The sequence below is a fragment of the Streptosporangium longisporum genome (genome assembly GCF_039534895.1).
Classification (GTDB): Bacteria; Actinomycetota; Actinomycetes; order Streptosporangiales; family Streptosporangiaceae; genus Streptosporangium; species Streptosporangium longisporum.
The window spans coordinates 90,303-114,768 of the sequence record NZ_BAAAWD010000003.1 but is presented as its reverse complement, the minus strand read 5'-3'; the positions used below and the strand labels follow the sequence as shown (position 1 = coordinate 114,768).

Genomic DNA, 24,466 nt, shown 5'->3' with positions numbered 1-24,466 from the left:
CGCGCGAGCTGGGGATGGCCCCGTACCTGACGACGTTCAACGTGAGCTGGACGCGGACCATCGCCGCGTTCCTTCACATGGGGGCGGTCGACCTGCCGGCGCTGGTCGGGATCGTCCTCGGGGGGCCCGCCTTCACGGCGGCGCACCCGGGGACCCCGGCGGGTCTGCGCGCGCAGCTGGACTTCCTGCCCGGCGGGTGCGAGTGGACGGTCTGCACGTACCTCGGTGACGTCTTGGAGGTGGCCGAGACGGTGATCGACCGTGGCGGTCACCTGTCGATCGGCCTGGGTGACCACCCGCACACGCGGCTGGGCCGGCCGACCAACGCCGAGCTGGTCCACCGGGTGGCGGAGCTGGCCCGTGCCCGCGGCCGGGAGGTCGCGACCCCCGAGGAGGCACGGCGGATGCTGGGCCTCCCCCTTCGACGATCGGAGCGGTGATGACGCGGGAGATCTTCGCCCGGCCGGGCGAGGTCCGGCCGGATCTCACCCGGACGGTGCTGGCCCGGGGCGGGCGCCGGGTGCTGGTGACGGACTCGGTGTCGTTCGCCGCCCGCGCACGGCCGGCCGACGTCGTGGTCACCGGCTCGCACGGCGGGCTGAGCGCCGGCGAGTACGCGCGCCGGTTCGGCCTGGGCTTCCTGGTCTGCAACGACGCGGGCGTGGGCAGGAACGGGGCTGGCGTCGCGGGGTTGCGCGCCCTGGACGAGACCGGGGTCCTCGGCGTCGCCGTGGGCCACCGCTCGGCCCGGATCGGCGACGGCGCCGACGGGTGGGCCTGCGGGGTGATCACGTTCGTGAACGAGACGGCCCGCGGGTCGGGACTCCGGCGCGGGACCTCACTTCGCGAGGCGGTCGGCGGGTTCCTGGACCGGCCCGCCCCCGTGCCCGCCCCCGTGCCCGGCCCCGCGCCGGGCGGCGGCGAGGCGACGAAAGGACGGCCGATGCTGCGGCAGGTCGTCCACGAGGAGGAGGGACGCAAGGTGATCGTGATGGACAGCATCTCCCTGATCGGCCCCGGCGACGTCGGTCACGTCGTCGTGGCGGGGTCCAACGGCGGGATGGCGGCGGCCGCCGCGGCACGCGCGTTCAAGGGCGCGCTGGTCGTGCTCAACGACGCCGGGATCGGCAAGGACGAGGCGGGCGTGGCCGGGGTGCGGGCCCTGGACGCGGACGCGATCCCCGCCGTGGCCGTCGGTCATCTCTCGGCCGAGATCAGCGACGGGCGGGACACCTGGGAGAACGGGGTCCTCTCGTGCGTCAACGAGACGGCCGCGCGGGCCGGGCTCGCCGCGGGGCAGCCGGTCCGGGCCGCCGTCCTGGGCCTTCTGGAGGCGTCCCATGGCTGAGCGGCAGCTTCTCGACGCCCCGGGGTCGGTGGCCGACGACGCGCTCGACGGGCTGTGCCTGGCCCACCCGGATCTGATCCGCCGGGATCGCGAGCACGGGTACGTCGTGCGGGCCGAACCGGGGCCGGTGAAGGTCGCGCTGGTCTCCGGCGGCGGCTCCGGGCACGAGCCGCTGCACGCGGGGTTCGTCGGGCGGGGCATGCTCGACGCGGCGGTGCCCGGGGCGGTGTTCGCCAGCCCGACGGCCGTGCAGATCGAGGCCGCCACCGCCGCCGCCGACCGCGGCCGCGGGGTGGTGCACATCGTGAAGAACTACACCGGTGACGTGCTGAACTTCTCGATCGCCGGTGAGCTGGCAGGTGAGGCGGGAATCACGCTCGAGACGGTGCTCGTCGACGACGACCTCGCCACCGACGGGCTGCCCGGACCGGGACGGCGCGGCACCGCGGCGGTGGTGGCGGTGGAGAAGATCTGCGGCGCCGCGGCCGAGCGGGGCGCGTCGCCGGCCGAGGTCGCGGCGCTGGGCCGGCGCGTGGTCGCGGGCGCGCGCTCCATGGCCCTGGCGCTGACGGGCTGCACCCGTCCGGGCGGGAGCGGGCCGTCGTTCGAGCTCGGCCCGGACGAGGTCGAGTTCGGGGTCGGCATCCACGGCGAACGAGGGATCGGCCGCCGCCCCTTCGGCCCGGCGGCCGAGCTGGTCGAGGCCCTGACCGTCCCGGTGGTCCAGGCACTGGAGCTGGGCCGGGGCGACCGGGTGATCGCCATCGTCAACGGGCTGGGCGCGACGCCGCCGCCGCAGCTCCTGGTGGCGTACCGGAACCTGGCAGGGCTGCTGACCGGGCGCGGGGTCACGGTGGCCCGGTCGCTGGTCGGCCCGTACGTGACGGCGCTGGACATGGCCGGGTTCTCGGTCACGCTGGTGCGGGCCGACGACGAGACGCTGTCGCTGTGGGACGCGCCGGTCCGCACCCCGGCGCTGACGTGGTGAACGTGACGAGATCGGGGAGATCCGTGGACGACCTGCTGGACACGACCGCCGCCCGCCGGTGGATCGACACCTTCGTCGAACGCTTCCGTTCGGCTCGCGAGGAGCTCACCGACCTCGACCGGCGCAGCGGCGACGGCGACTTCGGCACCAACGTGGACACCGCGCTCGACCGGGTCGCGGCCGCCCTCGAGAAGGCGCGGCCCGCCGGGCCGGGGGAGGTGTTCGGCGCCGTCTCGCGGGCCTTCCTGCACACCGGCGGGACCAGCGGCCCGCTGTTCGGGATGTGGTTCCGGGAGCTGTCCCACGCCCTGGCCGGCGGTCCGTCGGCGGGGACGGGCGCGCTGGCGGCCGGTGTGGCCGAGGGGACGGCGGCGGTGCGGCGGCTCGGCGGTGCCGCGGTGGGCGACAAGACGATGGTGGACGCGCTGGTCCCGGCGGCCGAGGCGCTGCGCGCGGCGGCCGGTGAGGGGCTGGGGGTGGCGGCGGGGTTGCGCCGGGCGGCGCGGGCGGCGCGGGCCGGTGCCGAGTCGACCCGGGGCCTGCGGGCCCGGCGCGGCCGGGCCAGCTACGTGGGCGAGGCCGCCCAGGACGTGCTCGATCCCGGGGCGGTGCTGGTGGCGCTGTTCTTCGAGGCCGCCGGCACCGGTCACGGTCCGCTCCCGGCCCCGGGCAAGGTGATCGTCACGGTGGCGCCCACCGGGGGGTCGCTGACGCGCGAGGACGACCCCGCGGTGCCGACCCAGCCGGAGGAGATCGCCGAGGACGTCCGGCGCTGCCACGACGCCGGGGCCGCCGTCGCGGCGCTGCACGCGCGCCGCGCCGACGACCAGGCCACCTGCGACCCGGCGATCTACCGCCGCATCAACGCGCTGGTCCGCGAGCGGTGCGACGTGGTGATCAACAACTCCACCGGTGGCGGCGTGAACGGCGACATGATCGGGCCGGTCGTCGACGGCCAGGGCGAGGTCGTGTGGGAGCAACGGCTCAGGGGCCTGGACGGCGGCGCCGAGATGTGCACGCTGGACGCGATGACGTTCGTCGCGTGCGTGGGGGATCGGGAGATCCTGATGCGGACCCCGCCCTCCCGCGGCCGGCTGCTGGCGCGGATGATGCGGGAGCGGGGCGTCAAACCCGAGTGGGAGGCGTTCAGCCCGGTCCACGTCGCGCAGGAGGTCACCACCCTCATCGCCGCCGGCCACGACGACCCGCCCTACTTCGTCAGCCTGATCCTGGGACTGGACCGGATCTTCCAGGGGGCGATGCCGTACTCGCCGAGGACCCTGCAGTCGATGGTGGACCTGCTGCCGGACGGCTGCCTGTTCTCGGTCGGCGCGGCCGGTGCGGACCAGCACGCGGCGGTCACGCAGTCGCTGCTGCTCGGCGGGCACGTGCGGGTGGGCCTGGAGGACAACCGGTACCTGCCCGGCGGCGAGCCGGGCACGAACGTCCGCTTCGTCGAGAACGTGGTGCGGATCATCCACTCCCTGGGGCTGGAACCGGCCACCCCCGCCGAGGCGCGGGCGATGCTCGGCCTGCCGTCCGCGGCGGCCTGACGAGCGGCCGGGCGAAGGAAGGCGGAGGACGAGATGAGCGACGTACGACAGACCGGGGGAGCCGGGGGAGCGGGCGGGCCGGCGCTGCGGTCGCGGGCCTGGTTCGGGCCGGCGGACTGGAACGGTTTCATCCACCGTTCCTGGATGAAGAACCAGGGCGTCCCGCACCGGATGTTCGACGGGCGGCCGGTGATCGGCATCTGTACCACCCGGTCGGAGCTGACCCCCTGCAACGCCCACCTGGACACGCTGGCCGAGCACGTCAGGCGCGGCGTGTACGAGGCCGGGGGGTTCCCGGTGGAGTTCCCCGTCATGTCGCTGGGGGAGACGCTCCTGCGGCCCACCTCGATGCTGTTCCGCAACCTCGTGAGCATGGACGTCGAGGAGTCCATCCGGGCCAACCCGATCGACGGGGTGGTGCTGCTGTGCGGGTGCGACAAGACCACCCCCGCCCTGCTGATGGGGGCGGCGAGCTGCGATCTGCCCACGCTGGTCGTGTCGGGCGGGCCGATGCTGAACGGGCGCTTCCGCGGCCGGACCCTGGGCTCGGGCACGGGGGTGTTCGCCATGAACGACGACGTGCGGGCCGGCAGGATGAGCGCCGGGGAGTTCTTCGAGGCCGAGGCGGCCATGTCGCGGTCGGCGGGCAGCTGCAACACGATGGGCACCGCCTCCACCATGGCCTCCCTGGTCGAGGCGCTCGGCGTGGGGCTGCCCCACAACGCCGCCATCCCCGCGGTCGACGCCCGCCGCCGCACGCTCGCCCAGGACGCCGGGGTGCGGATCGTGGAGATGGTACGGGAGGACCTGCGGCTGTCGCGGGTGCTGACGCGGGAGGCGTTCCTCAACGCGATCCGGGTCAACGCCGCGATCGGCGGGTCCACCAACGCCGTCGTCCACCTGCTCGCGCTGGCCGGGCGGGCCGAGGTCACGCTCACGCTGGACGACGTCGACGCCCACGGGCACGACATGCCGCTGCTGGTGGACCTCATGCCGTCCGGGCGGTTCCTGATGGAGGACTTCCACTACGCGGGCGGGGTGCCCGCCGTGGTCAACGCGCTGGGGGACCTGCTCTTCCGCGACGCGCCCACGGTGAGCGGCCGCACCCTGGGGGAGGTCTGCGCGGACGCGCCGGTGTGGGACGACCGGGTGATCCGCCCGCTCGCCGCGCCGGTCAGGGAGCGGGCCGGCATCGCGGTGCTGCGCGGCAACCTCGCCCCGGACGGCGCGGTGATCAAACCGTCCGCCGCCAGCCCCCGGCTGCTGCGGCACCGCGGCCGCGCCGTCGTCTTCGACACCATCGAGGACTTCACCCACCGCGTCGACGACCCCGCGCTCGACATCGACGAGACGTGCGTGATGGTGCTGCGGGGCGCGGGACCGCGCGGGTACCCGGGAATGCCGGAGGTGGGCAACCTGCCGCTGCCGCGCCGGCTCCTCGCCAGGGGCGTCGACGACATGGTGCGCATCTCGGACGCGCGGATGAGCGGCACCGCCTACGGCACCGTCGTGCTGCACGTGGCGCCCGAGTCGGCGGCCGGCGGGCCGCTGGCCCTGGTCCGCGACGGTGACATGATCGAGCTGGACGTCGAGGCGCGGCGGCTGCACCTGGACGTGCCCGAGACCGGGCCGGCCGGGCTGGCCGCGCGGCGGGCGGCCTGGACGCCCCCGCCGCCCGCCGCCGTGGGCGGCTACCAGGGCATGTACGTCTCGCACGTCCTGCAGGCCGACCGCGGCGCCGACCTGGACTTCCTCGTGGGCCGGCGCGGCTCGGCCGTCACCAGGGACAACCATTGAGCGCGGACGCCGGGGCGGGCCCGGTCGCCGTGGTCACCGGCGCCGGCTCGGGCATCGGGCGGCAGGTGTCGGTCGCGCTGCGCGCCGCCGGATACCGGACGGTGGCCGCCGGGCGGCGGGCGGAGGCGCTGGGGGAGACACTGCAGCTGGCCGGCGGCCCGTGCGGGAGCACGCTGGCGGTGCCGTGCGACGTGACCGATCCCGTCTCGGTGCGCGAGCTGTTCGCCCGTACCCGTGAGCGCTTCGGCCGGATCGACCTGCTGGTCAACAACGCCGGCGTGCCGGGCCCGGCGGCCGCGTTCGACGAGATCACCCTTGAGGAGTGGGAGGAGGTGGTGCGCACCAACCTGACCGGCGCGTTCCTGTGCGCGCAGGAGGCGTTCCGGCAGATGAGGACGCAGCGGCCGCGGGGCGGCCGCATCGTCAACAACGGCTCGCTGTCGGCCCACGCACCCCGCCCGCGCGCGGCCGCCTACACCGCGGCCAAGCACGCGATGACCGGCCTGACCAGGGCCGTCGCCCTCGAAGGGCGGTCGTACGGCATCGCCTGCGGGCAGATCGACGTCGGCAACGCGGCGACCGACATGACCGCGGCGATGGGCCGGGGCGTACCGCAGGCCGACGGCTCGCTCGCGTCCGAGCCGACCTTCGACGCCCGGCACGTCGCCGAGGCGATCGTCTACATGGCGGGCCTGCCGCCGGAGGCGAACGTGCCGTTCATGACGGTCATGGCGACCGCCATGCCGTTCGCCGGCCGGGGCTGACCCGGACCGGCGGCCGGTCCGCGACCACGCCCCGACCACGACCCGACCACGACCCGACCACGACCCGACCACGACCCGACCACGCCTCGACCACGGCCACGGCCACGGCCACGACCCGGCCTCGACCACGGCCACGGCCACGACCCGACCCCGACCATGACCACGACCCGACCACGACCTGGCAGGAGAGGGAAGGCGACATGAGCGTCCGACCGGCACACGCCGCCGCGCAGACGGCGGGGGATCGTCCGTGAACGTGCTGCGCCTCGGAGAGGTCACGATCAGCAGGGTGACCGAGGTGGAACGATGGCCCTTCCGCCCGGAGGAGCTGTTCCCCGCCATCACCGGAGAGATCGTCGAACGGGCCGCCCGCGAGCTGGGGCCGCGCTTCGTCGACCCGGACACCGGCGAGCTGATCCTCAGCATCACCTGCCACATCGTCCGCGCGGCCGGGACGGTGATCGTCGTGGACAGCGGGAACGGCAACTTCAAACACCGCCCGGCGCTGCTCGCCCACCACCGGTTCGACACCCCCTACCTGGAGCGGCTCACCGAGGCCGGGGTGGACCCGGGGGAGGTGGACGTCGTGGTCTCCACCCACCTGCATCCCGACCACTGCGGATGGAACACCCGCCTGCTCCAGGGCCGCTGGACCCCCACGTTCCCCAACGCCACCTACCTGTTCGACCGGGGCGAGTTCGAGTGGCTGCGGGCGCTGTTCCACGACGATCCGGACGATCCGGTGGCCGCCGACCTGGCCCGGACCTTCGCCGACAGCGTCGAGCCGGTCGTGCGCGCCGAGCAGGCCGTGCTGGTCGGACAGGACCACGTGATCGTCGACGAGGGCGGCACCCGGGTCTCGCTGCGCGGCATGCCCGGGCACACCGGCGGCCACCTGGTGGTGGACGTGCGCGGCGGCGGACGCCACGCCCTGCTCAGCGGCGACGTGATCCACCACCCGCTGCAGCTCGCCGTGCCGGACCTCGCGCAGGGCGGCGACCAGGACCCGGCGCGGGCCGCCCGCACCCGGCGCGCGCTGATGGAGGAGTGCGCAGCCGGCGGCACCCTCGTGCTGCCCGCCCACTTCCCCGGCCCGCCCGGCCGGATCGTCCGCGACGGCGGCCGCTTCTCCTTCGACCCGCTGCCGGACCGACCCCGGCCGCGGTGACCGACGACCTCGGGAGACGAGAGACATGACCACACCGACCGCCGCCATCGTCGGCCCCGGCCACATCGGGACCGACCTGCTGGCCAAGCTCCTGCGCAGCCCCCACCTCGACGTGCGCTACATGGTGGGCGTGGACGCGGCCTCGCAGGGCCTCGCCCGGGCGCGTGAGCTGGGCGTCGAGGCCAGCGCCGAGGGGGTGGGCTGGCTGCTGAGCCGCCCGGAACGGCCCGACATCGTCTTCGAGGCGACCTCGGCAGGCGCGCACCGGGCCAACGCCCCCCTGTACGCCGAGGCCGGGGTGCGGGCCGTCGACCTGACGCCGGCGGCCCTCGGCCCGCTGGTCTGCCCGCCGGTGAACATGCGACTGGACGCGCCCAACATCAACATGATCACCTGTGGCGGGCAGGCCACGATCCCGATCGTCGCCGCCGTCTCCCGCGTCACGGCGGTGCCGTACGCCGAGATCGTGGCCTGCGTGGCGTCACGCTCGGCCGGGCCGGGCACCCGGGCCAACATCGACGAGTTCACCCTCACCACGGCCCGCGCGATCGAGACCGTCGGCGGCGCCGGCCGGGGCAAGGCCATCATCGTCCTCAACCCGGTGGAACCCCCGATGATCATGCGTGACACCGTCTACTGCGCCCTCTCCCCGGACGCCGACCGTGACGCCGTCCGCGAGTCCATCCACCGGATGGCGGCCGTCGTGCGGGAGTACGTGCCCGGCTACCGGCTGCGCGCCGAACCGCAGTTCGACGACCCACGCCCGGAGTGGTCGGGCCACGCGCGCGTCACGACGCTCCTGGAGGTGCGCGGCAACGGCGACCACCTGCCGGAGTGGGCCGGGAACCTCGACATCATGACCGCCGCCGCGACCCGGGTCGGCGAGCTGCTCGCCGTGCAGATGACAGGAGCGACCGCATGAGCACCACCACGCACGCCACCCCCGCCGGGGCGGCCCCGGCCGTACGGATCACCGACACGACGCTGCGGGACGGCAGCCACGCGATGGGCCACCGCTTCACCGAGGAGCAGGTGCGGGCCACCGTGCACGCCCTCGACCGGGCCGGCGTACAGGTCGTCGAGGTCTCCCACGGCGACGGCCTGGGAGGTTCCAGCTTCAACTACGGCTTCTCCCTGGAGGAGGAGATCACGCTCGTGCGCGCGGCGGTGGACGAGGCGGTACGCGCCAGGATCGCGGTGCTGCTGGTCCCCGGCATCGGCACGGTCGAGGACCTGCGCCGGGCCCGCGACGCCGGGGCCGACGTCGCGCGCATCGCCACCCACTGCACCGAGGCCGACGTCTCGGCCCAGCACTTCGCCGCCGCCCGGGCCCTGGGCATGGAGACCGTCGGGTTCCTCATGCTCGCGCACCGGCTGGCGCCCGCCGAGCTGGCCGCGCAGGCCCGGCTGATGGTGGACGCCGGAGCCCAGTGCGTCTACGTCGTCGACTCCGCCGGCGCGCTCGGCCTGGCCGACGCCCAGGACCGGGTACGGGAGCTGGTACGGCGGATCGGGAGCGACGCGCAGGTCGGCTTCCACGGTCACCAGAACCTCTCCCTGGGCGTGGCCAACTCGGTGGTGGCGTTCGAGCACGGCGCCCGCCAGCTCGACGGGGCGCTGTGCGGCCTGGGCGCCGGAGCGGGCAACGCGCCGACCGAGATCCTCACCGCGACCCTCGACCGGGTGGGGGTCGGCACCGGGATCGACGTGCACGCCGTCCTGGCCGCCGCCGACGAGGTGGTGCGGCCCTTCGTCCCGCGGCTGCCCTGGCCCGACCGCGCCGCGATCGTCCAGGGATATGCCGGGGTGTACTCCAGCTTCCTGCTGCACGCGCGGGTGGCGGCCGAGCGGTACGGCGTTCCCGCGTACGAGATCCTGGAGCGCGTGGGCGCGGCCGGGTACGTGGGCGGGCAGGAGGACATGATCACCGATGTGGCGCTGCGGCTCGCCGAGGAACGCGCGCTCACCCCTCCGCGGTGACCGAAGGGCTCCTCGTGCCGAGGACGGGGGAGGCGCCCTCCCTCACGAGTGGGTCCGAGCCGGTCGTGCCGGTGAGGCCGGGCGTCACGGATCGCCGTGACGCTTTCCGGCGGGGCGCCTGCCGTCGGGGAGAGACCTGAACGCTATCGCCGATCACGAAGGTCCTCCAGCGCAGCCGCGACCTCACGAACCTGCTCAGGCCGCCGGGTGCACCAATCGGAGACGCCGTTGAACCACCGGTTCCAGACGGAGCCGACGACGTCGGCGGTGATCTCTTCTCCACCGCGCACGAGAGCAGTGAGATCCCGCACTTCGGGGTCGTACTCGTCGTCGGGGGCCCCCATGCCCAACAGGCCTTCGGGGTCGTACCGGTCGATCAATGCGCGGACAGCGGCGGTCAACCGATCATCAGTCATGGTCCCAGCATGCAGGTGGGCGGTAGGCGCCGGGAGCGCCCGCGGTGGAGGGATGCGGTTTTCCGCACCCCGGGGGCGGCCGTCCGCCCCATTCCGGCCCTCTCGTGGACTTCCGTAGTCTTCCGGACATGAGGGATCGGCCGAACGGCGGGCAGGGCGGCATGCGTACCGCCGCGCAGGGGACGCGGCTGCTGTGGACGGTGGGCCTCGGCGCGGCCACCGCCCTGCTCGGCCTCGTCCTCCTGCCGTCCGCGCTGCCGTTCACCGGCCGCCCGGCCGTGCGCGAGGCGGTGCGGCGGCTGGCCCTGTTCGAGGTCCGCCGCCTGCGGCTCGACCCCGCCGTCCTCGGGCTGGCCCCCGGCGTTCCCCGGTCCGGCGCGGACCGCTCCGGTGGCCGGGAGTTGCGCTACCTGGCGGCCAGGGTGCCGCTGGGCGTACTCGGCGGCGTGGTGGCCGCCCTGCTCGTCTGGGGGGCCGGGACGGCCATGGCGCTGGCCTGGACCTGGGGGAGGGGCCTGCCGTTCGACGGCATGACGCCCAGCGTGCCCCTGCTCGCCTACGCGGGCCTGGCCGGTCTCGTCCTGCTGTTCCTGGACCTGTCCGGCCTGGTGGGGGTGCACGCGCTGGAGCGGCGGCTGGCCGCGCGCATGCTCGGCTCCGACCCCACCGAGGCGCTGCGGCACCGCATCACCGAGCTGGCCGAGAGCCGCGCGGGCGTACTGGCGGGGGTCGATGCCGAGCGGCGCAGGATCGAACGCGACCTGCACGACGGGCTGCAGCAGCGGCTGGTGGCGCTGTCCATGCTGGTCGGACGCGCCCGCCGGGGCCGGCCCGAGCTGCTGGAACAGGCGCACGAACAGGCCCAGCAGGCCCTGGCGGAGCTCCGCGAGGTGGCCTGGCGGGTCTACCCCTCGGGGCTGGACTCCCTCGGGCTCGCCGACGCCCTCGCCGGGGTGGCCGAACGCTCCGGCGTCCCCGTCAAGGTCGTGGCCGATCTGCCGGTACGGCCGCCGATGGCGGTGGAGACGGCGTCGTACTTCGTGGTCAGCGAGGCGGTGACCAACGCGGCCAAGCACGCCCGCGCCACCGCGGTCACCGTCGAGGTCCGCGCGCACGACACAATGGTCGTCGTGCGCGTACGGGACGACGGTGTGGGCGGGGCGGACCCGCAGGGCGGCGGCCTGTCCGGGCTGGCGCGGCGGGTGGCCGCGCTGGACGGCCGCTTCACGGTGACCAGCCCGCCCGGCGGGCCCACCACGATCGAGGCGGAGCTGCCGTGCGGGTGATCCTGGCCGAGGACTCCACCCTGCTGCGCGAGGGCCTGGTACGGCTGCTGGCCGAGGAGGGCCACGAGGTGCTCGCCGCCGTCGGCGACGCCGACGCGCTGGTCGAGGCGGTGGACGCCTGCGAACCGGACGTGGTGGTGGTCGACGTGCGGATGCCGCCCACCCACACCGACGAGGGACTGCGCGCCGCCCTGGACATCAGGCGACGCCGTCCGGAGGTCAAGGTCCTGGTCCTGTCGCAGTACGTGGAGAAGAGGTACGCCACCGAGCTGATGAGCGCGAACGTCGAGGGCGTCGGCTACCTGCTCAAGGACCGGGTGGCACAGGTGGGCGACTTCCTGGACGCCCTGGAACGGGTGGGGGCCGGGGGAGCGGCGTTCGACCCCGAGGTGGTACGGCAGCTGCTCGCGCGCACCAGCCACGCCGACCCCCTGACCAGGCTGACCGTCCGCGAACGCGAGACGCTGGAGCTGATGGCGCAGGGCATGACCAACGCCTCGATCGCCCAGGCCATGCACGTGTCGCAGAGCGCGGTGGAGAAACACGTCAACGCGCTGTTCGACAAACTGGAACTGTCCCACACGACCGGCTACAGCCGCCGCGTCCTGGCCGTCCTGCACTACCTGGGCTCCTGAACCGACCGGCAACCGCTCCAGTCTTATAGTGTTCCGAACCCGTGAGACCGCGCCGCCCAGAATCCCGAGCCGGTCGGCAACCGCCCCAGCCTTATAGTGTTCCGAACCCGTGAGACCGCGCCGGCGACTGGACCGAGGAGCGAAGGAGCGAAGCGGATGAGCGACGAGGGAAGGAGCCGGATCAGAGCGGTCTCACCGCGACGCGAAGCGTCGCCATGAACAGAGTCTCACCGCGACGCGAAGCGTCGCCATAGGTAGGGAGTGAGATGGCCAGGAAGGCACCGCGTGACGAGGTCGGTGAGGACGGCCTCAAGGTCTCCCCGCCCAAGGAGTGGGCCGCCGGCATCCCGGGGGTGACCCGGTCGCTGCTGGCCGCCCAGGCCCAGATGGGCGCCGGCCGTACCCTGCTGACCCTGGCCGGTGTCAACCAGAAGGAGGGCTTCGACTGCCCCGGGTGCGCCTGGCCCGAGGGCGATCACCGCAGCCCCGCGGAGTTCTGCGAGAACGGCGCCAAGGCGGTGGCCGAGGAGGCCACCGTGCGCCGCGTCACCGCGGACTTCTTCGCCCGGCACAGCGTGGACGACCTGGCCCGTCACACCGACCACTGGCTGGGCCAGCAGGGGCGCCTCACCTCGCCGATGCACAGGGCTCCGGGCTCGGACCACTACGTGCCGGTGAGCTGGCAGGACGCCTTCTCCATCGTCGCGCGGGAGCTGCGCGCGCTCGACGACCCGGACGAGGCGCTGTTCTACACCTCCGGCCGTACCTCGAACGAGGCCGCGTTCGCCTACCAGCTCCTGGTCCGCAGGTTCGGCACCAACAACCTGCCCGACTGCTCCAACATGTGCCACGAGTCCAGCGGTTCGGCGCTGAACCAGACCCTGGGCATCGGCAAGGGCACGGTCTCGCTGGAGGACCTGCACCGGGCCGACCTGATCTTCGTCGTCGGCCAGAACCCCGGCACCAACCACCCCCGCATGCTCTCGGCGCTGGAGCGGGCCAAGCGCGGCGGCGCCCGGATCGTCGCGGTCAACCCGCTGCCCGAGGCCGGGCTGCTCCGCTTCAAGAACCCGCAGCGGATCTCCGGCCTGGTGGGGAAGGGCACGACGCTGGCCGACCGGTTCCTGCAGATCCGCCTCAACGGCGACCTCGCGCTGTTCAAGGCCATGTCGCTGCTCCTGCTCCAGGCCGAGGACGCGGCGCCCGGCACCGTGGCCGACCGCGACTTCGTCGAGACCCACACCCTGGGGTTCGACGCCTGGGCACAGGACCTGCGCTCCCTGGACTGGGCCGAGGTCGAGGAGGCGACCGGGCTGGACCGCCCGGCGATCGAGGAGACCGTACGGGAGGTGCTGGACGCGAAGTCGGTCATCGTGTGCTGGGCGATGGGCCTGACCCAGCACAAGAACTCCGTCGCCACCATCCGGGAGGTCGTGAACTTCCTGCTGCTGCGCGGCAACGTGGGCCGTCCCGGGGCCGGGGTCTGCCCGGTGCGCGGTCACTCCAACGTCCAGGGCGACCGCACCATGGGCATCTACGAGCGGCCACCGGCCTGGTTCCTGGACGCGTTGCGCGCGGAGTTCGGTTTCGAACCGCCTCGTGAGCACGGGTTCGACACCGTGGAGGCGATCCGGGCGCTCCGGTCGGGACGGGCCAAGGTCTTCGTCGCGATGGGCGGCAACTTCGTGGCCGCGACCCCGGACACCGCGGTGACCGAGGAGGCGATGCGCCGTGCCCGGCTGACCGTGCAGGTCTCCACCAAGCTCAACCGTTCCCACGCGGTGTGCGGCCGGGAGGCGCTGATCCTCCCCACCCTGGGCCGCACCGAACGCGACACCGGTCCCGGCGGCACCGACGGCACCGGTCCCGACGACCGTGCCGGGCGGTTCGTCACCGTCGAGGACTCCATGGGCCTGGTGCACGCCTCACGCGGCAAGCTGGCCCCGGCCTCCGGTGACCTGCTCTCCGAGGTGGAGATCGTCTGCGGGCTGGCTGCGGAGCTGTTCGGCGACGACCCGCACGTGCCGTGGAAGGAGTTCGCGGCCGACTACGACGCCATCCGCGACCGCATCTCCCGGGTGGTGCCCGGGTTCGACGACTTCAACGCCCGCGTCCGGGCCCCGGGCGGTTTCGCGCTGCCCAACGCTCCCCGCGACGAGCGGCGCTTCCCGACCGCGACGGGGAAGGCCAACTTCACCGTCAACCCGCTGGAGGTGCTTCGGGTCCCGCCGGGCCGGCTGCTGCTCCAGACGGTCCGCAGCCACGACCAGTACAACACCACGATCTACGGCATGGACGACCACTACCGGGGCGTGCGCGGGGGACGCCGGGTGGTCTTCGTGCACGCCGGTGACCTGGCCGAGCGCAACCTCTCCGACGGTGACCTGGTGGACCTGGTCAGCGAGTGGCCCGACGGGGAGCGCAGGGCCGAGGCGTTCCGCGTGATCGCCTACCCGACCGCGCGCGGCTGCTGCGCCGCGTACTTCCCGGAGACCAACGTGCTGGTGCCGCTGGACTCGGTCGCCGACACCTCCAACACCCCCACCTCCAAGAGCGTCGTGGTCAGGCTCGTCCTGCGCGCCGACGACCCGGAGCGCCCCTGACGCGCGGCTTCCGCGCCCCCGGAGACGGCCCGACCGTGTCCGGGGGCCTCACCGGTGCCGGTGCCCTCCGGGTCAGCGGGGTTCGAGCAGGCGGCGCGGCCCGGCGCCCTCGCCGCCCAGGCGGTCGCCGGGGTTGACCAGGGCGCACTGCTCGAACGACAGGCAGCCGCAGCCGACGCAGTCGGTGAACAGGTCGCGCATCCGCTCCAGCCGGGCGATGCGCGCGTTCAGTTCCTCGCTCCAGCAGTGCGACGCCCGACGCCAGAACTCCGGGGTCGGGTGCGTCCCCTCCGGCAGCAGGGCGAGCACGTCGCCGATCACCGACAGCGGGATGCCGACCGACTGGGAGGCGCGGATGAAGGCGATCACCCGCAGCGTGGAGCGGTGGTAGCGGCGCTGGTTGCCGGTGGTGCGGCGGCTGCGTATGAGGCTCTGCCGCTCGTAGAAGCGCAGGGCCGAGGTGGGCACGCCGCTGCGCTCGGCCAGCTGGCCGATGGTGAGCTCCTTGGCCGCGGGGGAGGCGTCCGGCGGGGAGGCGTTCGTCATGCCCGCCAGCCTAACTTGACTTCAACATTGGTTTAAGTTCGACCATGGTCGCATGAACACTTCAGAGAAGATCCTGGTGATCGGCGCCACGGGGAACATCGGCGGGCATCTGGTGTCCCTGCTCGCCGAGGCGGCCGTCCCGGTGCGGGCAATGACCCGTGATCCGCGGCGGGCGGAGCTGCCCGGCGGTGTCGAGGTGGTGCGCGGGGACCTGACCGAGCCGGAGACCCTGGAGGCGGCGCTGAAGGGCGTGGGCGCGGTGTTCCTGCTGTGGCCGTCCTTCTCGGCCGCCGGGGCGGAGGCCGTCGTCGAGGTGATCGCCCGGCACGCCCGGCGGGTCGTCTACGTCTCCGCCCTGTCCGTACGGGACGGGGTCGAGGCGGTACAGAACGGGGTGTGGGGCGAGGTCGAGGAGCTGCTGCGGAGGTCCGGGACGGAGTGGACGTTCCTGCGGGCCGGCGGGTTCGCCACGAACACGCTCGCCTGGGCCGGCGAGATCAGGAACGGCGGCGTGGTGCGCGCACCGTACGCCGGCGCGGCGCGCTCGCTCGTCCACGAGGCCGACATCGCCGACGTGGCCTTCCTGGCGCTGACGCAGGAGGGGCACGGCGGCCGGAGTTACGTGCTCACCGGGCCGGAGGTCATCACCCAGGCCGACCAGCTCCGCGTCATCGGCGAGGTCATCGGCCGTCCCCTGCGTTTCGAGGAGCAGCCGCGGCAGGAGGCCCGCGAGCAGATGATCGCCGCCTGGGGCGACCCGGCGATGGTGGACGCCTCGCTCGACTACTGGGCCTCCATCGTCACCGATCCCGAGCCGGTCAGCACGGCCGTCGAGGAGGTGACCGGCCGTCCCGCCCGTACGTTCCGCGAGTGGGCACGTGACCACGCGGCCGACTTCCGGTAGGCCCGGCACGCGTACGCGGCGACGGCCGGGGCCCGCGGACGGCCCAGGGGGTTCGGGCCCGGGAAATGGCCGCCAGGACGGGTGCGGTGACCGTTCCCCGGTGACCGTTCCCCGTTCCCCGGTGACCGGTGACCGGTGACCGGTGACCGGGACCGGTGGCTGTCCCCGGTCACCGGGGATCGTGCCCGGTCACCGCACCCGTCTGCTACGGACCGCCGTGTCCGGTCACCACACCGCGGTGCCCAGGGAGCAGGACCGCAGGTGGGAACGCCTGCCCAGGTCGTTCAGCAGGGCGTCCCACTCGGCGCCGACGACGTCGAGGTCGTAGCGGGAGGCGGTGCGCAGCGCGTTGCCCCCGAGGCGCAGGCGCAGGTCCTCGTCCTCGATCAGGCGGCGGACGCCCTCGGCGAGCGCGGACGGCTTGCCGGAGCGGATCAGCAGGCCGTCGTGCTCGTGGGTGATGATCTCACGCGGGCCGTGCGGGCAGTCGAAGCTGACCACCGGCACCCCCTTGCTCATCGCCTCCAGGATGGTCATGCCGAAGCCCTCGTACCGGGAGCTGACCACGTAGATCGAGGACCGTGCCAGCTCCTCGCCGATCTCCTTGCTGCTGCCCATCAGGAAGACCTTCCCGGACAGGCCCGCCTCCTCGATCCGCTCGCGCAGCCGCTGCTCCCGGTCGGGGGTGCCGCCTCCGTAGATGCGCAGGACCCAGTCCGGGTGCGCCTCGGCGACGTCCTTCCATGCCTTGACCAGGCGGTCGAAGCCCTTGGCGTACACCACCCTGCCGATGGCGATCACCGTCTTCTCCCGCAGCGTGGAGATCTCCCCGGCCAGGGGAGGGACCGCGTTGGGGATGCGCAGCAGCCGGCCGGGGGCGTTGTTCTTCAGCGCTCCGGCGTACTGCTTGCGGTCGGCCTCGGTGAGGGTGACGAACGCGTCGAACCTGCCGTACCGCCTCTTGATGAGCCGCAGCATCTCGGGCTTGTGCGTCTGCAGGGTGACGTGCTCCTGCCCGACGGTGATGACGCCGGGGGGGTGCCAGCAGGGTGGTGGCCAGGGCGTACGCGGGGCGGGTGGCGATGAGCACGCCGCCGTCCAGCGAGCGCAGGAAGCGGAGCAGGCGCAGGTCGGTCCAGAGCGTGACGGCCTGGTGGACGTTCTCCTGCTCGGGGACCAGCCTGCTGGCGAAGCGGGAGAGCAGCCGGGCCGCCGGTCCGCGCGGTCCGACCCTGTCGTCCAGGAACGACACCCGCACCCCCGGCGGGATCGGGAAGAACGGCTCCTCGGCCGCGCGGACGACGCTGACGATCTCCACGTCCCGCTCCCGCGCCAGGTACCCCGCCAGGTTCAGCACGGTCCGGATCGTGCCACCCATCCCGTAGGCGTGGTGCAGCAGGATCCGGACCGTCCCCGTGTCGGGCGCGGGCGCCCGCCGTGCCCTTCTCGCATTGATTCTTCTCAGTGACCACAGCGCCGCGTTCACCAGCGGCCTGCGAATCTTCCCCGTCATCGAAAGTCCCGTTCGAGTGGTGTGCTCGTCCCACGACGCGCTCCCGCGGCCTGACCGGCTCCGGGATCGCGAAGGCCCCTTGGCGGGAGAGCGCGGATCGGTCGGTGTGGTGGTCGGTCAGGGCAGCGCGGGGACCGACGGTGCCGCGTCGGTCCAGCCGGCGTGGAGCACGATCTCCGTCGACGTCTTGTTCGCGAACGGCTTGCCGTCGATCGTGGTCCTCACGCCTTCGGACAGCAGCAGCATCGCGCCGGTGTCGACGATCACCTCGGTCTCCTGCTCGAACCCCTTCTGCCCGGGGTGCGGTCTGTGGTCGAGGGACAGGCGCTCTCCGGTCCTGCCCCGCGCGTCCTTCGCCGTCCCCCGGGCGTGGACGCCGGGCATCGCCGGCAGCGCCCGGTAGGCCGCGACGCGGACGCCCCTCGGCGCCGGGACCTGGTAGAGCAGCTCGACCAGCGTCCTTGTCACATGGCCGTCGACGGCGTCCTCGGGAACGTCCGCGGTCGGGTCCGCCTTCCGGACCCGTACGGCCTTCTCGATCCACCCCCTCAGCCCGGCCGGGTCCGCGGGCAGCCGCTGCAGCTCCTCGTACGACAGCTGCTGACCGGCCACGTGGAACGCGTCCGAGCGGCCCTTCGCGGCGCCGACCCGGCCCTTGTCCGGCCGGGTGGACAGGACGACGGTCATGCCGTCCGCGGACCGGTTCCACGTGGCCGGGGAGCCGTCGCGGCGCCACGCCCGATCGTCGGCCGGGCTCTTCGGCCGCGTCCCCAGCCTCCGGAACCCGGACCACTGCTTGCCGCCGGGCGCGACCCACGTCTCGTAGACATGCCGCTCCTCCACCTCGTAGCGGTCGGAGCCGCTCCCCATCTTCCGGGGATGGACGCTCGTCCACAGCGTCCTCGTGTGCCAGTAGGCGCCCTGCGCCGGATCCGCCACCGGGCGCGACGCGGCCACCGGCCGAAGCTCCGGCGTGCCCGGCGTGCCCGGCGTGCCCGGCGTGCCCGGCGTGCCCGCCGTGCCGGGCGGGGCGAGCACGCACACCGCGGCCAGGACGGCCCCGATCGCCGTCAGCGACCGGGCCGGTGAGACTACGGCTTTCGTCTGTTGTCTCCGGTCATGCGATGTCATGACCACATATACGCCCGGCCCCCCGGGGAGGTTGCCCGCGTACGATCTTGAATTTGCGCGGCCCGGGGTTCCCGGGGCGTTCGCCGTCGGCGGGGTGACGCGACGGAACGCGAGATCGCCGGAGGTCGTGGGCAACGCGCGGTGCGACGCAGGCGTATTAGGGGGCATGACATTGGACGGACAGGAGTGAGCGATGCCGAGGACGACGGGTTCGCGGCGTTCGTCGCCGCACGCGGCACGAGCCTGTTACGGGTCGCCTACCTCGCCTGCGGCGACGAGAAGGAGGCGGAGGACCTGTTGCAGACGGCACTGGAGCGCACCTACCAGCACTGGGACCGGGTGCGGTACGACAACCCCGAGCCCTATGTCCGCCGCATCATCGTCAACGCCTCCATCAGCCGTGCCCGGCGACGGGCGATCATGCGGATCATCCCGATGCACACCCCTCCGGAGTCCGCGGCACGCGAGACCGACGTCGACCTGCGCCACGTGCTGATGGACACCCTGCGCGCGCTGCCCCCCCGGCAGCGCGCGGTGGTCGTCCTGAGGTACTGGGAGGACCTCAGCGAGACGCAGACCGCGGAGATCCTCGGTTGCTCGACGGGCACGGTGAAAAGTCAGGCATCGAAGGCGCTCGCCAAGCTCCGCGCGGCGATCGGCCCGGAAGCAGCGGAAGGAGTGATCGGGAATGTCCGCGCCTGAGAGTGACCTCCGCGCGCCCGGGGACGACCTCCGGCGGATCATGGCGGACGAGGTCGAGAGGCTGCACGCCCCGCTGGACCTGGTGGACCGGGTTCTCCGTGCCTCCCGGAAGAAGAGGACGAACCGGATCAGGCTCACCGCCCTGGCCGCAGCCGCAGCCGCAGCCGCAGCCGCGGCCGTGGCCGTCGTCGGCGTGGTGACCCCCCTCTCCCTCGACCTCGGCCCGGACGGCCCGGCCACCGGGGGATCCCGGCCCGCCGGGCGGATCACGGTCTCCGGGACACCGGGGCCGGACGTCACCGCCGGGACCACGCCGGAACCTCCCGCCATCGACGACAGCGGACCGCCCCCCGCGTCCGAGCCCGGCGACCTCGGCGACCTGGGCGACGGAAGGGCCTTCAGGAGCATCCGGGTCGGGTACCTGCCCGAGGGCCTGCTGTGGTCCAACTGGTCCCTGGACCGGGGTGAGGAGTACACGACCTCGTGGGACTACAAGGGTGACGGGAACGGCGCCTACTGCGTCCAGATCTACGTCCACGAGGGCCGGGCCGTCCAGGAGGCCGACGAGCGCGTCCGGGAGTACCGCGAGGAGGGGACGGGGAAGGAGACGACCGTCGGCGACGACAGGACCGGCTACCTGGTCAGGCAGGACGTCGGAGAGGACGGCGGGAACGGCACCCCGACCCTCTTCCTGAGCCTGGGGGAGGGGCGGCGGGTCGAGGTCATGCTCGGTCCCGGCTACGCCGACGACCTCGGGAGCCCCGAGGCGGTCGACCGCGAACTGAGGAGGATCGCCGCGGGTCTCAGCGCCGTCGGCTGACCCCGCCCGCCGGCCCGCCGGCCCACCGGCCCGCCGGCCCACCGGCCCGCCGGCCCGCCGGCCCGCCGGCCATGGGCCCCGCCGCCCCTCACGGTGCGGCTCAATCGAGCTCGCAGCCGGTCTCCGCCTCGGCGATGCAGACGTCGGTGCCCAGGCCGCCGTGGGCGGTGTCGGTGCCCGTGCGCCCGTCCAGGATGTCGTTGCCGCCGTTGCCGGACATCGTGTCCCCGCCCGCGTCACCGGTGACGAAGTCCTCGTTCGACCCGCCGTTGTACGTGTCGGAGCCGATGCCGAGGAAGGCCCGCACGGGCAGGGAGGTGTTGTTCGTGACGATGTCGTCCCCGCCCTTGACCTGGACGAAGAGCCGGTTGACGCTGCCGATCGGACAGTGCACGGTCCTGGTGTCGATCCGCGTGCACGCGAAGTTGGGGACCAGTGTGTCGTTGGCGTTGAACACCTTGATGACGTTCACGCCGACGCTGATCGTGATGTTGTCGGCCAGGTCGCCCGAGTTGATCGTGAGCTGTCCGTTGAACAGCGCCACGTTGGTCGTCGCATGCGCCGGCCCGGCCGACAACAGCAGCGGAACGGCGGCCAGGACGCCGGCGGCGAAGGTCTTGAGCATGGTGCGCATCGGTTCTCCTCAACGGGATCGGTTGAGGGGATTAGAGCCCGCAGGGCGGCCGGGTTCCGCTGAGTTCTGCATCCTGCGGATGTGCCCTTGTCCCTGGTCGGAGCGGTCGTCATCCGGTAAAGGCGCCGCCGGGGGCCCGTCCCCTGCCGGCCGGCGGACACCGGTCGGCAGGGGACGGGCGGCCGGTCAGCAGACGCCGGGCAGCGAGCAGACCTTCACCGCCATCTTCCGGGCGTCCTTCAGCTGCCGGCGGAAGTCCGAGGCGTGCACCCCGCCGTACTCCCTGGATTGCGTGTAGCTCACCAGAGCGCGGCCCTTGCGCACGACGACGCCCCGCTGGCCGCCGATGGCCGGGCCTGCGTCCCCGCGGTCGTAGTTCTGGACGATCACCCGGACGGCCTGGTCCCCCACCTTGATCTTCTCCGTCCGGCCCTTGGCGACCACCTGGTCGCCGTGGTCGACCTCACATCCGCCGATCCGCCTCCGCAGGTCGGCCATGGCCGTGCGCGCAGCCCGCTCGGAGCGGTAGATCACGACCTGCTCGGCCTGGTGGACCTCCAGCGCCGTGTAGACGACCGTCCGGGTGCTCACCCGGCCCCGGTCCGTGGAACGGCCCACGTCGCAGGGCGAAAGGTCGAGGCGTTCATGCCGGTCGCTGATCGTCCACTTCTCCTCCCCCGGGTGCTTCACCGGCTTGCGGGCCTGGGACTCGTGGAGCAGGAAGTTCCTCGGCAGTTTCCCGCCGGTCCTCTCCGCTCCCGCGTGCTGCTCCGCGGTGGCGGCCGTCCCGGTGGCCGCCGCGGCGGCGCCGCCGCCCGTCAGGACGAGTGCGGTCAGCGCCCCGGCCGCCATCTTCGCCACACGATTCATCGTGCGCCCCGTACCCGCCATGATGACTTCTCCGCATCCGTGCTCTGATCTCATGCACGGTACGACAGGCGTTCCGCGCAAAAGGTTCGCGCCCATGGAGAAGAGATCCACTGCCGGGCACGGCGCACCCGTTACCGTTGCCGGATGCACACCATCGAGCTGATCTGTGACGACATGCTCGACTCGGCGGTGCGCGCGGCCTGGGACCGGCTGGCGGCCGAGGGACTTCCCGGCCAGGCCCGGCACCCGCACCCGACCAACCGCCCCCATCTGACGCTGGCGGTCTGCGAACGGCTGCCGCCCGACGCGCCGGCCGCGTTCGCCGAGGCCTTCGGTGACCTGCCGGTGCCGGCCAGGCTGGGGCCGCTGCTGCTGTTCGCCGGCCGGGCGCGGGTGCTCGCCTGGGGCGTGGTGCCGGATGCCCGGCTGCTGGCCGTGCACGCGGGGGTGTGGCGGGTGCTGGGCGGCTCCTGCGGCGGCAACCCGCTGCACGCGCCGGGACGGTGGCTCCCGCATGTGACGCTCGCCCGCAACCTGGACGCCGCGACCCGGGCACAGGCGGTCACGGTGCTCGACGGACTGGCCGAGGCCACCGGGGCGTTCTCCGGCGCGCGCAGCTACGACGGCGCGCTCCGCACGACCGTCCCCTTGGTACGACCCTACGGGTGACCGGCGGCGCGGTCGCGGTAGGTCCGCACGATCCCGGCCAGCATGGCGGCGCCCGCGCCGGCGGCCAGGACGTGCTGGGCCACCGCCACCACCGGATGCTCCGCCGGTACGTAGTCACCCGGCCGCAGCACCGCCACGGACAGCTTCCAGCACCCCCAGGCGAACAGCGATCCCGAGGCGGCGAAGGCCAGGGAGAACGGCACCCAGACCGGTGACCGGACGGCGTACCGGCCGGTGGTGAGCGCCCGGACGCTCCAGGCTCCGGCGAACGCCCAGATCGCCGAGTTGCCGTTCAGCAGCCGCTCGTTCAGGTCCGGGTCGCGATGAGCGGCCTCCAGCCCGAGCGTCCCGCCGAGTGCCCAGTACAGCCACAGCGCCCCCAGCGCCCCCAGCGCCAAGGCCACCACCGCCGCTGTCGCGTACGAACTGCGTGGCGAGGGGGCGGGCGGGGTGTCCCCGAGGCGGCCCAGGAACGCGTGCGGCCAGCGTTCCCGCATGTAGATCGGAAGGGCGATCGCCAGCCCCACCGCCATCCCGGCGAACCCGATCGAGATGAAGACCCCCTCCCAGGCCGGTATCGCCGCTGCGGGACCGGCCGCGCCCGCGTCGCCACCCGCGTCCCCGCCGGTTCCGGTCGCACCGAGCACGGCGCTCACCACCAGGTACGGCAGCATCGGCACCATGAAGCCCGCACCCGTCCACGCGACCAGGAGCAGGGGAGCGGCGGGGACGCGGCGGCCCCAGGGTTGCGCCAGCGCCAGTCCCAGCGCGACCCCGACCGTCGCCATCCCCACCGTGACCGCGTTGAGCGCGACCCAGTCCCCGGCGGCGGAACCCTCCGTGCCGCCGGGGAGGGCGGCGAGCACCCAGATCACCTTGACGACCAGGTAGAGCGAGAGCGTCGAGGCCGCCCCGTAGCCCGCGAATCGGCGGACGGCGCTCCATCGCGCACCGACACCCGGTGGTTCCGTACCGGCCGCCTCGTAGGTCATGCCCGCGATCATGCCGACGCCGTCCTGAGAGGACGCTGAACGCCTCTCAGCCCCTTCTCAGGCTGTCAGCCGAGGCCGAGCCCGCCGGTCTTCACGCGGTCGAGGAAGGTGCCCCACTCGGCGGAGGTGAACAGGAGCGCGGGGCCGCCGGTGTCCTTGGAGTCGCGTACGGCGACCAGGCCGGTGGCGTTCCCGAGCCTCGCGACCTCGACGCAGTTCCCGCCGTTGTCGCCGGAGAGACTCGACTTGACCCATGTGGCGTTACTCAGGTCCATTTTTCCGACACCGCTTTCTGGATGAGATCGATGGACATGCTCATCGGCAGCGCCTCGCCCCGGATGGCTTCGAAACGCTCCACGGCAATGGTGACGTCTTCCGGATCGCTCGTGGTGATACCGCGAACGGCCGTCTCCGCATACAGTACGTCGCTTCCTCCGCTCAGCGTGGCGATCGCGAACCCGCCCATCAGACCCGAGTGCATCCCATGGGGAAGCACTTGAAAACTGAGTCGTGGACTGATCGCTGAAATGATGTGCTCCAGCTGTTCTTTCATCACTTTGGCGCCACCGATCGGGCGGTGGAGGACCGCCTCGTCCACCACGCAGCGGAGCGTCGGTGGTCGAGGGTCCTCCCGGGTGAGGATGGCCTGGCGGTCCAGGCGAGCTTCCACGGCCGCCTCGTTCTCGCCGAGCAGCACGCGAGCGTACTCCTCGGTCTGGAGAAGCCCGGGAAAGACGAGCGGTTCGTAGGCGCGTAGCGCGGTCGCCTCCTGCTCCTTGTCCCTCCATCTTCCGAACCAGGAGGGGAAGACCTGCCCCTTGCGCCAGTCGAGCAACCGGGACAGCGCGTTGCCCGTCGCCAGGGCCTGGTCGCAGATCTCGGCGAATTCCGGGCTGGCCGGGAGCTGTCCCGTCTCCACGCCGCTGATCAGGGACTCGCTGAAGTGGATCCTCTCGGCGAGCTGGCCCTGGGTGAGACCGGCCGCCTTGCGGTAGTGGCGCAGCTCCCTGCCCCAGATCGCCTGAGGCGTATGGAGATTGGTGATGATGACCTCCTTGTCGGAGTTCAACAAAGGGCGTGCGAACTCCAGCCCGTTCTCTTCGTAACGATTTCGCTACCCAGCGTAGTGACACCCCGGCACCCTGGA

Annotated in this window: 26 protein-coding genes; 17 read left to right on the top strand and 9 right to left on the bottom strand. The window is 73.2% G+C overall.

Features of this window, described 5'->3' with window-relative positions; genetic code table 11:
* The first annotated feature begins 8 nt into the window (after positions 1–8).
* The 9 genes from ABD832_RS02925 (at position 9) to dmpG (ending at position 9,598) form a co-directional block, all read left to right on the top strand.
* The gene (locus ABD832_RS02925; RefSeq protein WP_425582566.1) at positions 9–440 is read left to right on the top strand and encodes a 3-keto-5-aminohexanoate cleavage protein; all 432 of its coding nucleotides are present in this window, start codon (positions 9–11) and stop codon (positions 438–440) included.
* Positions 440–1,348, top strand: a complete 909-nt coding sequence (locus ABD832_RS02920; RefSeq protein WP_344887844.1) for a hypothetical protein — start codon at positions 440–442, stop codon at positions 1,346–1,348. The genes ABD832_RS02925 and ABD832_RS02920 overlap by 1 nt, the downstream gene beginning before the upstream one ends.
* Complete coding sequence (locus ABD832_RS02915) at positions 1,341–2,336, top strand: dihydroxyacetone kinase subunit DhaK (protein ID WP_344887841.1); 996 nt, start codon at positions 1,341–1,343, stop codon at positions 2,334–2,336. The genes ABD832_RS02920 and ABD832_RS02915 overlap by 8 nt, the downstream gene beginning before the upstream one ends.
* Positions 2,337–2,359: 23 nt before the next feature.
* Positions 2,360–3,889, top strand: a complete 1,530-nt coding sequence (dhaL, locus tag ABD832_RS02910) for a dihydroxyacetone kinase subunit DhaL (RefSeq protein ID WP_344887838.1) — start codon at positions 2,360–2,362, stop codon at positions 3,887–3,889.
* A gap of 33 nt (positions 3,890–3,922) precedes the next feature.
* Positions 3,923–5,686, top strand: a complete 1,764-nt coding sequence (locus tag ABD832_RS02905) for an IlvD/Edd family dehydratase (protein ID WP_344887835.1) — start codon at positions 3,923–3,925, stop codon at positions 5,684–5,686.
* Complete coding sequence (locus tag ABD832_RS02900; protein WP_344887832.1) at positions 5,683–6,450, top strand: SDR family oxidoreductase; 768 nt, start codon at positions 5,683–5,685, stop codon at positions 6,448–6,450. Before ABD832_RS02905 ends, ABD832_RS02900 begins: the two co-directional genes overlap by 4 nt.
* A gap of 250 nt (positions 6,451–6,700) precedes the next feature.
* Positions 6,701–7,618 (top strand): MBL fold metallo-hydrolase, encoded by a 918-nt coding sequence (locus ABD832_RS02895; protein ID WP_344887829.1) that lies wholly within the window; start codon positions 6,701–6,703, stop codon positions 7,616–7,618.
* A gap of 25 nt (positions 7,619–7,643) precedes the next feature.
* Complete coding sequence (locus tag ABD832_RS02890; protein ID WP_344887826.1) at positions 7,644–8,540, top strand: acetaldehyde dehydrogenase (acetylating); 897 nt, start codon at positions 7,644–7,646, stop codon at positions 8,538–8,540.
* Positions 8,537–9,598, top strand: a complete 1,062-nt coding sequence (gene dmpG, locus ABD832_RS02885; protein WP_344887823.1) for a 4-hydroxy-2-oxovalerate aldolase — start codon at positions 8,537–8,539, stop codon at positions 9,596–9,598. Before ABD832_RS02890 ends, dmpG begins: the two co-directional genes overlap by 4 nt.
* Before the next feature lie 143 nt (positions 9,599–9,741).
* Here dmpG and ABD832_RS02880 read toward each other — a convergent pair whose 3' ends face one another.
* Positions 9,742–10,014, bottom strand: a complete 273-nt coding sequence (locus ABD832_RS02880; protein ID WP_344887820.1) for a hypothetical protein — start codon at positions 10,012–10,014, stop codon at positions 9,742–9,744.
* A gap of 128 nt (positions 10,015–10,142) precedes the next feature.
* Between ABD832_RS02880 and ABD832_RS02875 the strand changes: the two genes are divergently transcribed.
* The 3 genes from ABD832_RS02875 to ABD832_RS02865 all read left to right on the top strand — a co-directional run bounded on the left by ABD832_RS02875 (position 10,143) and on the right by ABD832_RS02865 (position 14,538).
* Entirely contained in the window at positions 10,143–11,300 is a 1,158-nt protein-coding gene (locus ABD832_RS02875) for a sensor histidine kinase (RefSeq protein WP_344887817.1), read from the top strand.
* Positions 11,291–11,935, top strand: coding sequence for a response regulator (locus ABD832_RS02870; protein ID WP_344887814.1), 645 nt, complete (start codon positions 11,291–11,293; stop codon positions 11,933–11,935). Before ABD832_RS02875 ends, ABD832_RS02870 begins: the two co-directional genes overlap by 10 nt.
* A 266-nt stretch (positions 11,936–12,201) precedes the next feature.
* On the top strand, positions 12,202–14,538 hold the full coding sequence (locus tag ABD832_RS02865) for an FdhF/YdeP family oxidoreductase (protein WP_344887811.1): 2,337 nt from the start codon (positions 12,202–12,204) through the stop codon (positions 14,536–14,538).
* A gap of 72 nt (positions 14,539–14,610) precedes the next feature.
* Here the strand turns inward: ABD832_RS02865 and soxR are convergent, their stop codons facing one another.
* On the bottom strand, positions 14,611–15,084 hold the full coding sequence (gene soxR / locus ABD832_RS02860; RefSeq protein ID WP_344887808.1) for a redox-sensitive transcriptional activator SoxR: 474 nt from the start codon (positions 15,082–15,084) through the stop codon (positions 14,611–14,613).
* Between the two features lie 52 nt (positions 15,085–15,136).
* Between soxR and ABD832_RS02855 the strand changes: the two genes are divergently transcribed.
* Positions 15,137–15,988, top strand: a complete 852-nt coding sequence (locus tag ABD832_RS02855; RefSeq protein WP_344887805.1) for an SDR family oxidoreductase — start codon at positions 15,137–15,139, stop codon at positions 15,986–15,988.
* A 225-nt stretch (positions 15,989–16,213) separates the two neighbouring features.
* Here the strand turns inward: ABD832_RS02855 and ABD832_RS02850 are convergent, their stop codons facing one another.
* Positions 16,214–16,966: a glycosyltransferase gene (locus ABD832_RS02850; RefSeq protein WP_344887802.1), complete on the bottom strand. Its 753-nt coding sequence runs from the start codon at positions 16,964–16,966 to the stop codon at positions 16,214–16,216.
* A gap of 71 nt (positions 16,967–17,037) precedes the next feature.
* Between ABD832_RS02850 and ABD832_RS02845 the strand changes: the two genes are divergently transcribed.
* Positions 17,038–17,373, top strand: coding sequence for a hypothetical protein (locus ABD832_RS02845; RefSeq protein ID WP_344887799.1), 336 nt, complete (start codon positions 17,038–17,040; stop codon positions 17,371–17,373).
* A 245-nt stretch (positions 17,374–17,618) separates the two neighbouring features.
* On the opposite strand, the gene ABD832_RS02840 is transcribed toward ABD832_RS02845, so the two are convergent.
* Positions 17,619–18,632, bottom strand: coding sequence for a CU044_5270 family protein (locus tag ABD832_RS02840; protein WP_344887796.1), 1,014 nt, complete (start codon positions 18,630–18,632; stop codon positions 17,619–17,621).
* A 186-nt stretch (positions 18,633–18,818) separates the two neighbouring features.
* Here ABD832_RS02840 and ABD832_RS02835 point away from each other — a divergent pair, with 186 nt between their 5' ends.
* Positions 18,819–19,334, top strand: coding sequence for a SigE family RNA polymerase sigma factor (locus ABD832_RS02835; protein WP_344887793.1), 516 nt, complete (start codon positions 18,819–18,821; stop codon positions 19,332–19,334).
* Complete coding sequence (locus ABD832_RS02830; protein ID WP_344887790.1) at positions 19,321–20,154, top strand: hypothetical protein; 834 nt, start codon at positions 19,321–19,323, stop codon at positions 20,152–20,154. Before ABD832_RS02835 ends, ABD832_RS02830 begins: the two co-directional genes overlap by 14 nt.
* A 100-nt stretch (positions 20,155–20,254) precedes the next feature.
* On the opposite strand, the gene ABD832_RS02825 is transcribed toward ABD832_RS02830, so the two are convergent.
* Both ABD832_RS02825 and ABD832_RS02820 read right to left on the bottom strand, forming a co-directional pair.
* Positions 20,255–20,788, bottom strand: a complete 534-nt coding sequence (locus ABD832_RS02825; protein ID WP_344887787.1) for a calcium-binding protein — start codon at positions 20,786–20,788, stop codon at positions 20,255–20,257.
* 186 nt (positions 20,789–20,974) lie between these two features.
* The gene (locus tag ABD832_RS02820) at positions 20,975–21,649 is read right to left on the bottom strand and encodes a hypothetical protein (protein WP_344887784.1); all 675 of its coding nucleotides are present in this window, start codon (positions 21,647–21,649) and stop codon (positions 20,975–20,977) included.
* A gap of 153 nt (positions 21,650–21,802) precedes the next feature.
* On the opposite strand from ABD832_RS02820, the gene ABD832_RS02815 reads away from it, so the two are divergent.
* Positions 21,803–22,327 carry a 2'-5' RNA ligase family protein gene (locus tag ABD832_RS02815; RefSeq protein WP_344887781.1) on the top strand — a complete coding sequence of 175 codons (525 nt, stop codon included), beginning with the start codon at positions 21,803–21,805 and terminating at the stop codon, positions 22,325–22,327.
* Here ABD832_RS02815 and ABD832_RS02810 read toward each other — a convergent pair.
* The 3 genes from ABD832_RS02810 to ABD832_RS02800 form a co-directional block, all read right to left on the bottom strand.
* Complete coding sequence (locus ABD832_RS02810; RefSeq protein WP_344887778.1) at positions 22,318–23,319, bottom strand: hypothetical protein; 1,002 nt, start codon at positions 23,317–23,319, stop codon at positions 22,318–22,320. The genes ABD832_RS02815 and ABD832_RS02810 overlap by 10 nt on opposite strands.
* A gap of 65 nt (positions 23,320–23,384) precedes the next feature.
* Entirely contained in the window at positions 23,385–23,594 is a 210-nt protein-coding gene (locus ABD832_RS02805) for a DUF397 domain-containing protein (protein WP_344887775.1), read from the bottom strand.
* Positions 23,585–24,391 (bottom strand): helix-turn-helix domain-containing protein, encoded by an 807-nt coding sequence (locus ABD832_RS02800; RefSeq protein ID WP_344887772.1) that lies wholly within the window; start codon positions 24,389–24,391, stop codon positions 23,585–23,587. Before ABD832_RS02800 ends, ABD832_RS02805 begins: the two co-directional genes overlap by 10 nt.
* Positions 24,392–24,466: the final 75 nt, after the last annotated feature.

Bases quoted from the DNA above. Each gene is read 5' to 3' on its own strand.
- ABD832_RS02920 (WP_344887844.1), top strand. From the start codon at position 440: ATGACGCGGGAGATCTTCGCCCGGCCGGGCGAGGTCCGGCCGGATCTC.
- ABD832_RS02915 (WP_344887841.1), top strand. From the start codon at position 1,341: ATGGCTGAGCGGCAGCTTCTCGACGCCCCGGGGTCGGTGGCCGACGAC.
- ABD832_RS02905 (WP_344887835.1), top strand. From the start codon at position 3,923: ATGAGCGACGTACGACAGACCGGGGGAGCCGGGGGAGCGGGCGGGCCG.
- ABD832_RS02890 (WP_344887826.1), top strand. From the start codon at position 7,644: ATGACCACACCGACCGCCGCCATCGTCGGCCCCGGCCACATCGGGACC.
- dmpG (WP_344887823.1), top strand. From the start codon at position 8,537: ATGAGCACCACCACGCACGCCACCCCCGCCGGGGCGGCCCCGGCCGTA.
- ABD832_RS02880 (WP_344887820.1), bottom strand. From the start codon at position 10,014: ATGACTGATGATCGGTTGACCGCCGCTGTCCGCGCATTGATCGACCGG.
- ABD832_RS02875 (WP_344887817.1), top strand. From the start codon at position 10,143: ATGAGGGATCGGCCGAACGGCGGGCAGGGCGGCATGCGTACCGCCGCG.
- ABD832_RS02865 (WP_344887811.1), top strand. From the start codon at position 12,202: ATGGCCAGGAAGGCACCGCGTGACGAGGTCGGTGAGGACGGCCTCAAG.
- soxR (WP_344887808.1), bottom strand. From the start codon at position 15,084: ATGACGAACGCCTCCCCGCCGGACGCCTCCCCCGCGGCCAAGGAGCTC.
- ABD832_RS02855 (WP_344887805.1), top strand. From the start codon at position 15,137: ATGAACACTTCAGAGAAGATCCTGGTGATCGGCGCCACGGGGAACATC.
- ABD832_RS02850 (WP_344887802.1), bottom strand. From the start codon at position 16,966: ATGCTGCGGCTCATCAAGAGGCGGTACGGCAGGTTCGACGCGTTCGTC.
- ABD832_RS02840 (WP_344887796.1), bottom strand. From the start codon at position 18,632: ATGACATCGCATGACCGGAGACAACAGACGAAAGCCGTAGTCTCACCG.
- ABD832_RS02830 (WP_344887790.1), top strand. From the start codon at position 19,321: ATGTCCGCGCCTGAGAGTGACCTCCGCGCGCCCGGGGACGACCTCCGG.
- ABD832_RS02825 (WP_344887787.1), bottom strand. From the start codon at position 20,788: ATGCGCACCATGCTCAAGACCTTCGCCGCCGGCGTCCTGGCCGCCGTT.
- ABD832_RS02815 (WP_344887781.1), top strand. From the start codon at position 21,803: ATGCACACCATCGAGCTGATCTGTGACGACATGCTCGACTCGGCGGTG.
- ABD832_RS02810 (WP_344887778.1), bottom strand. From the start codon at position 23,319: ATGACCTACGAGGCGGCCGGTACGGAACCACCGGGTGTCGGTGCGCGA.
- ABD832_RS02805 (WP_344887775.1), bottom strand. From the start codon at position 23,594: ATGGACCTGAGTAACGCCACATGGGTCAAGTCGAGTCTCTCCGGCGAC.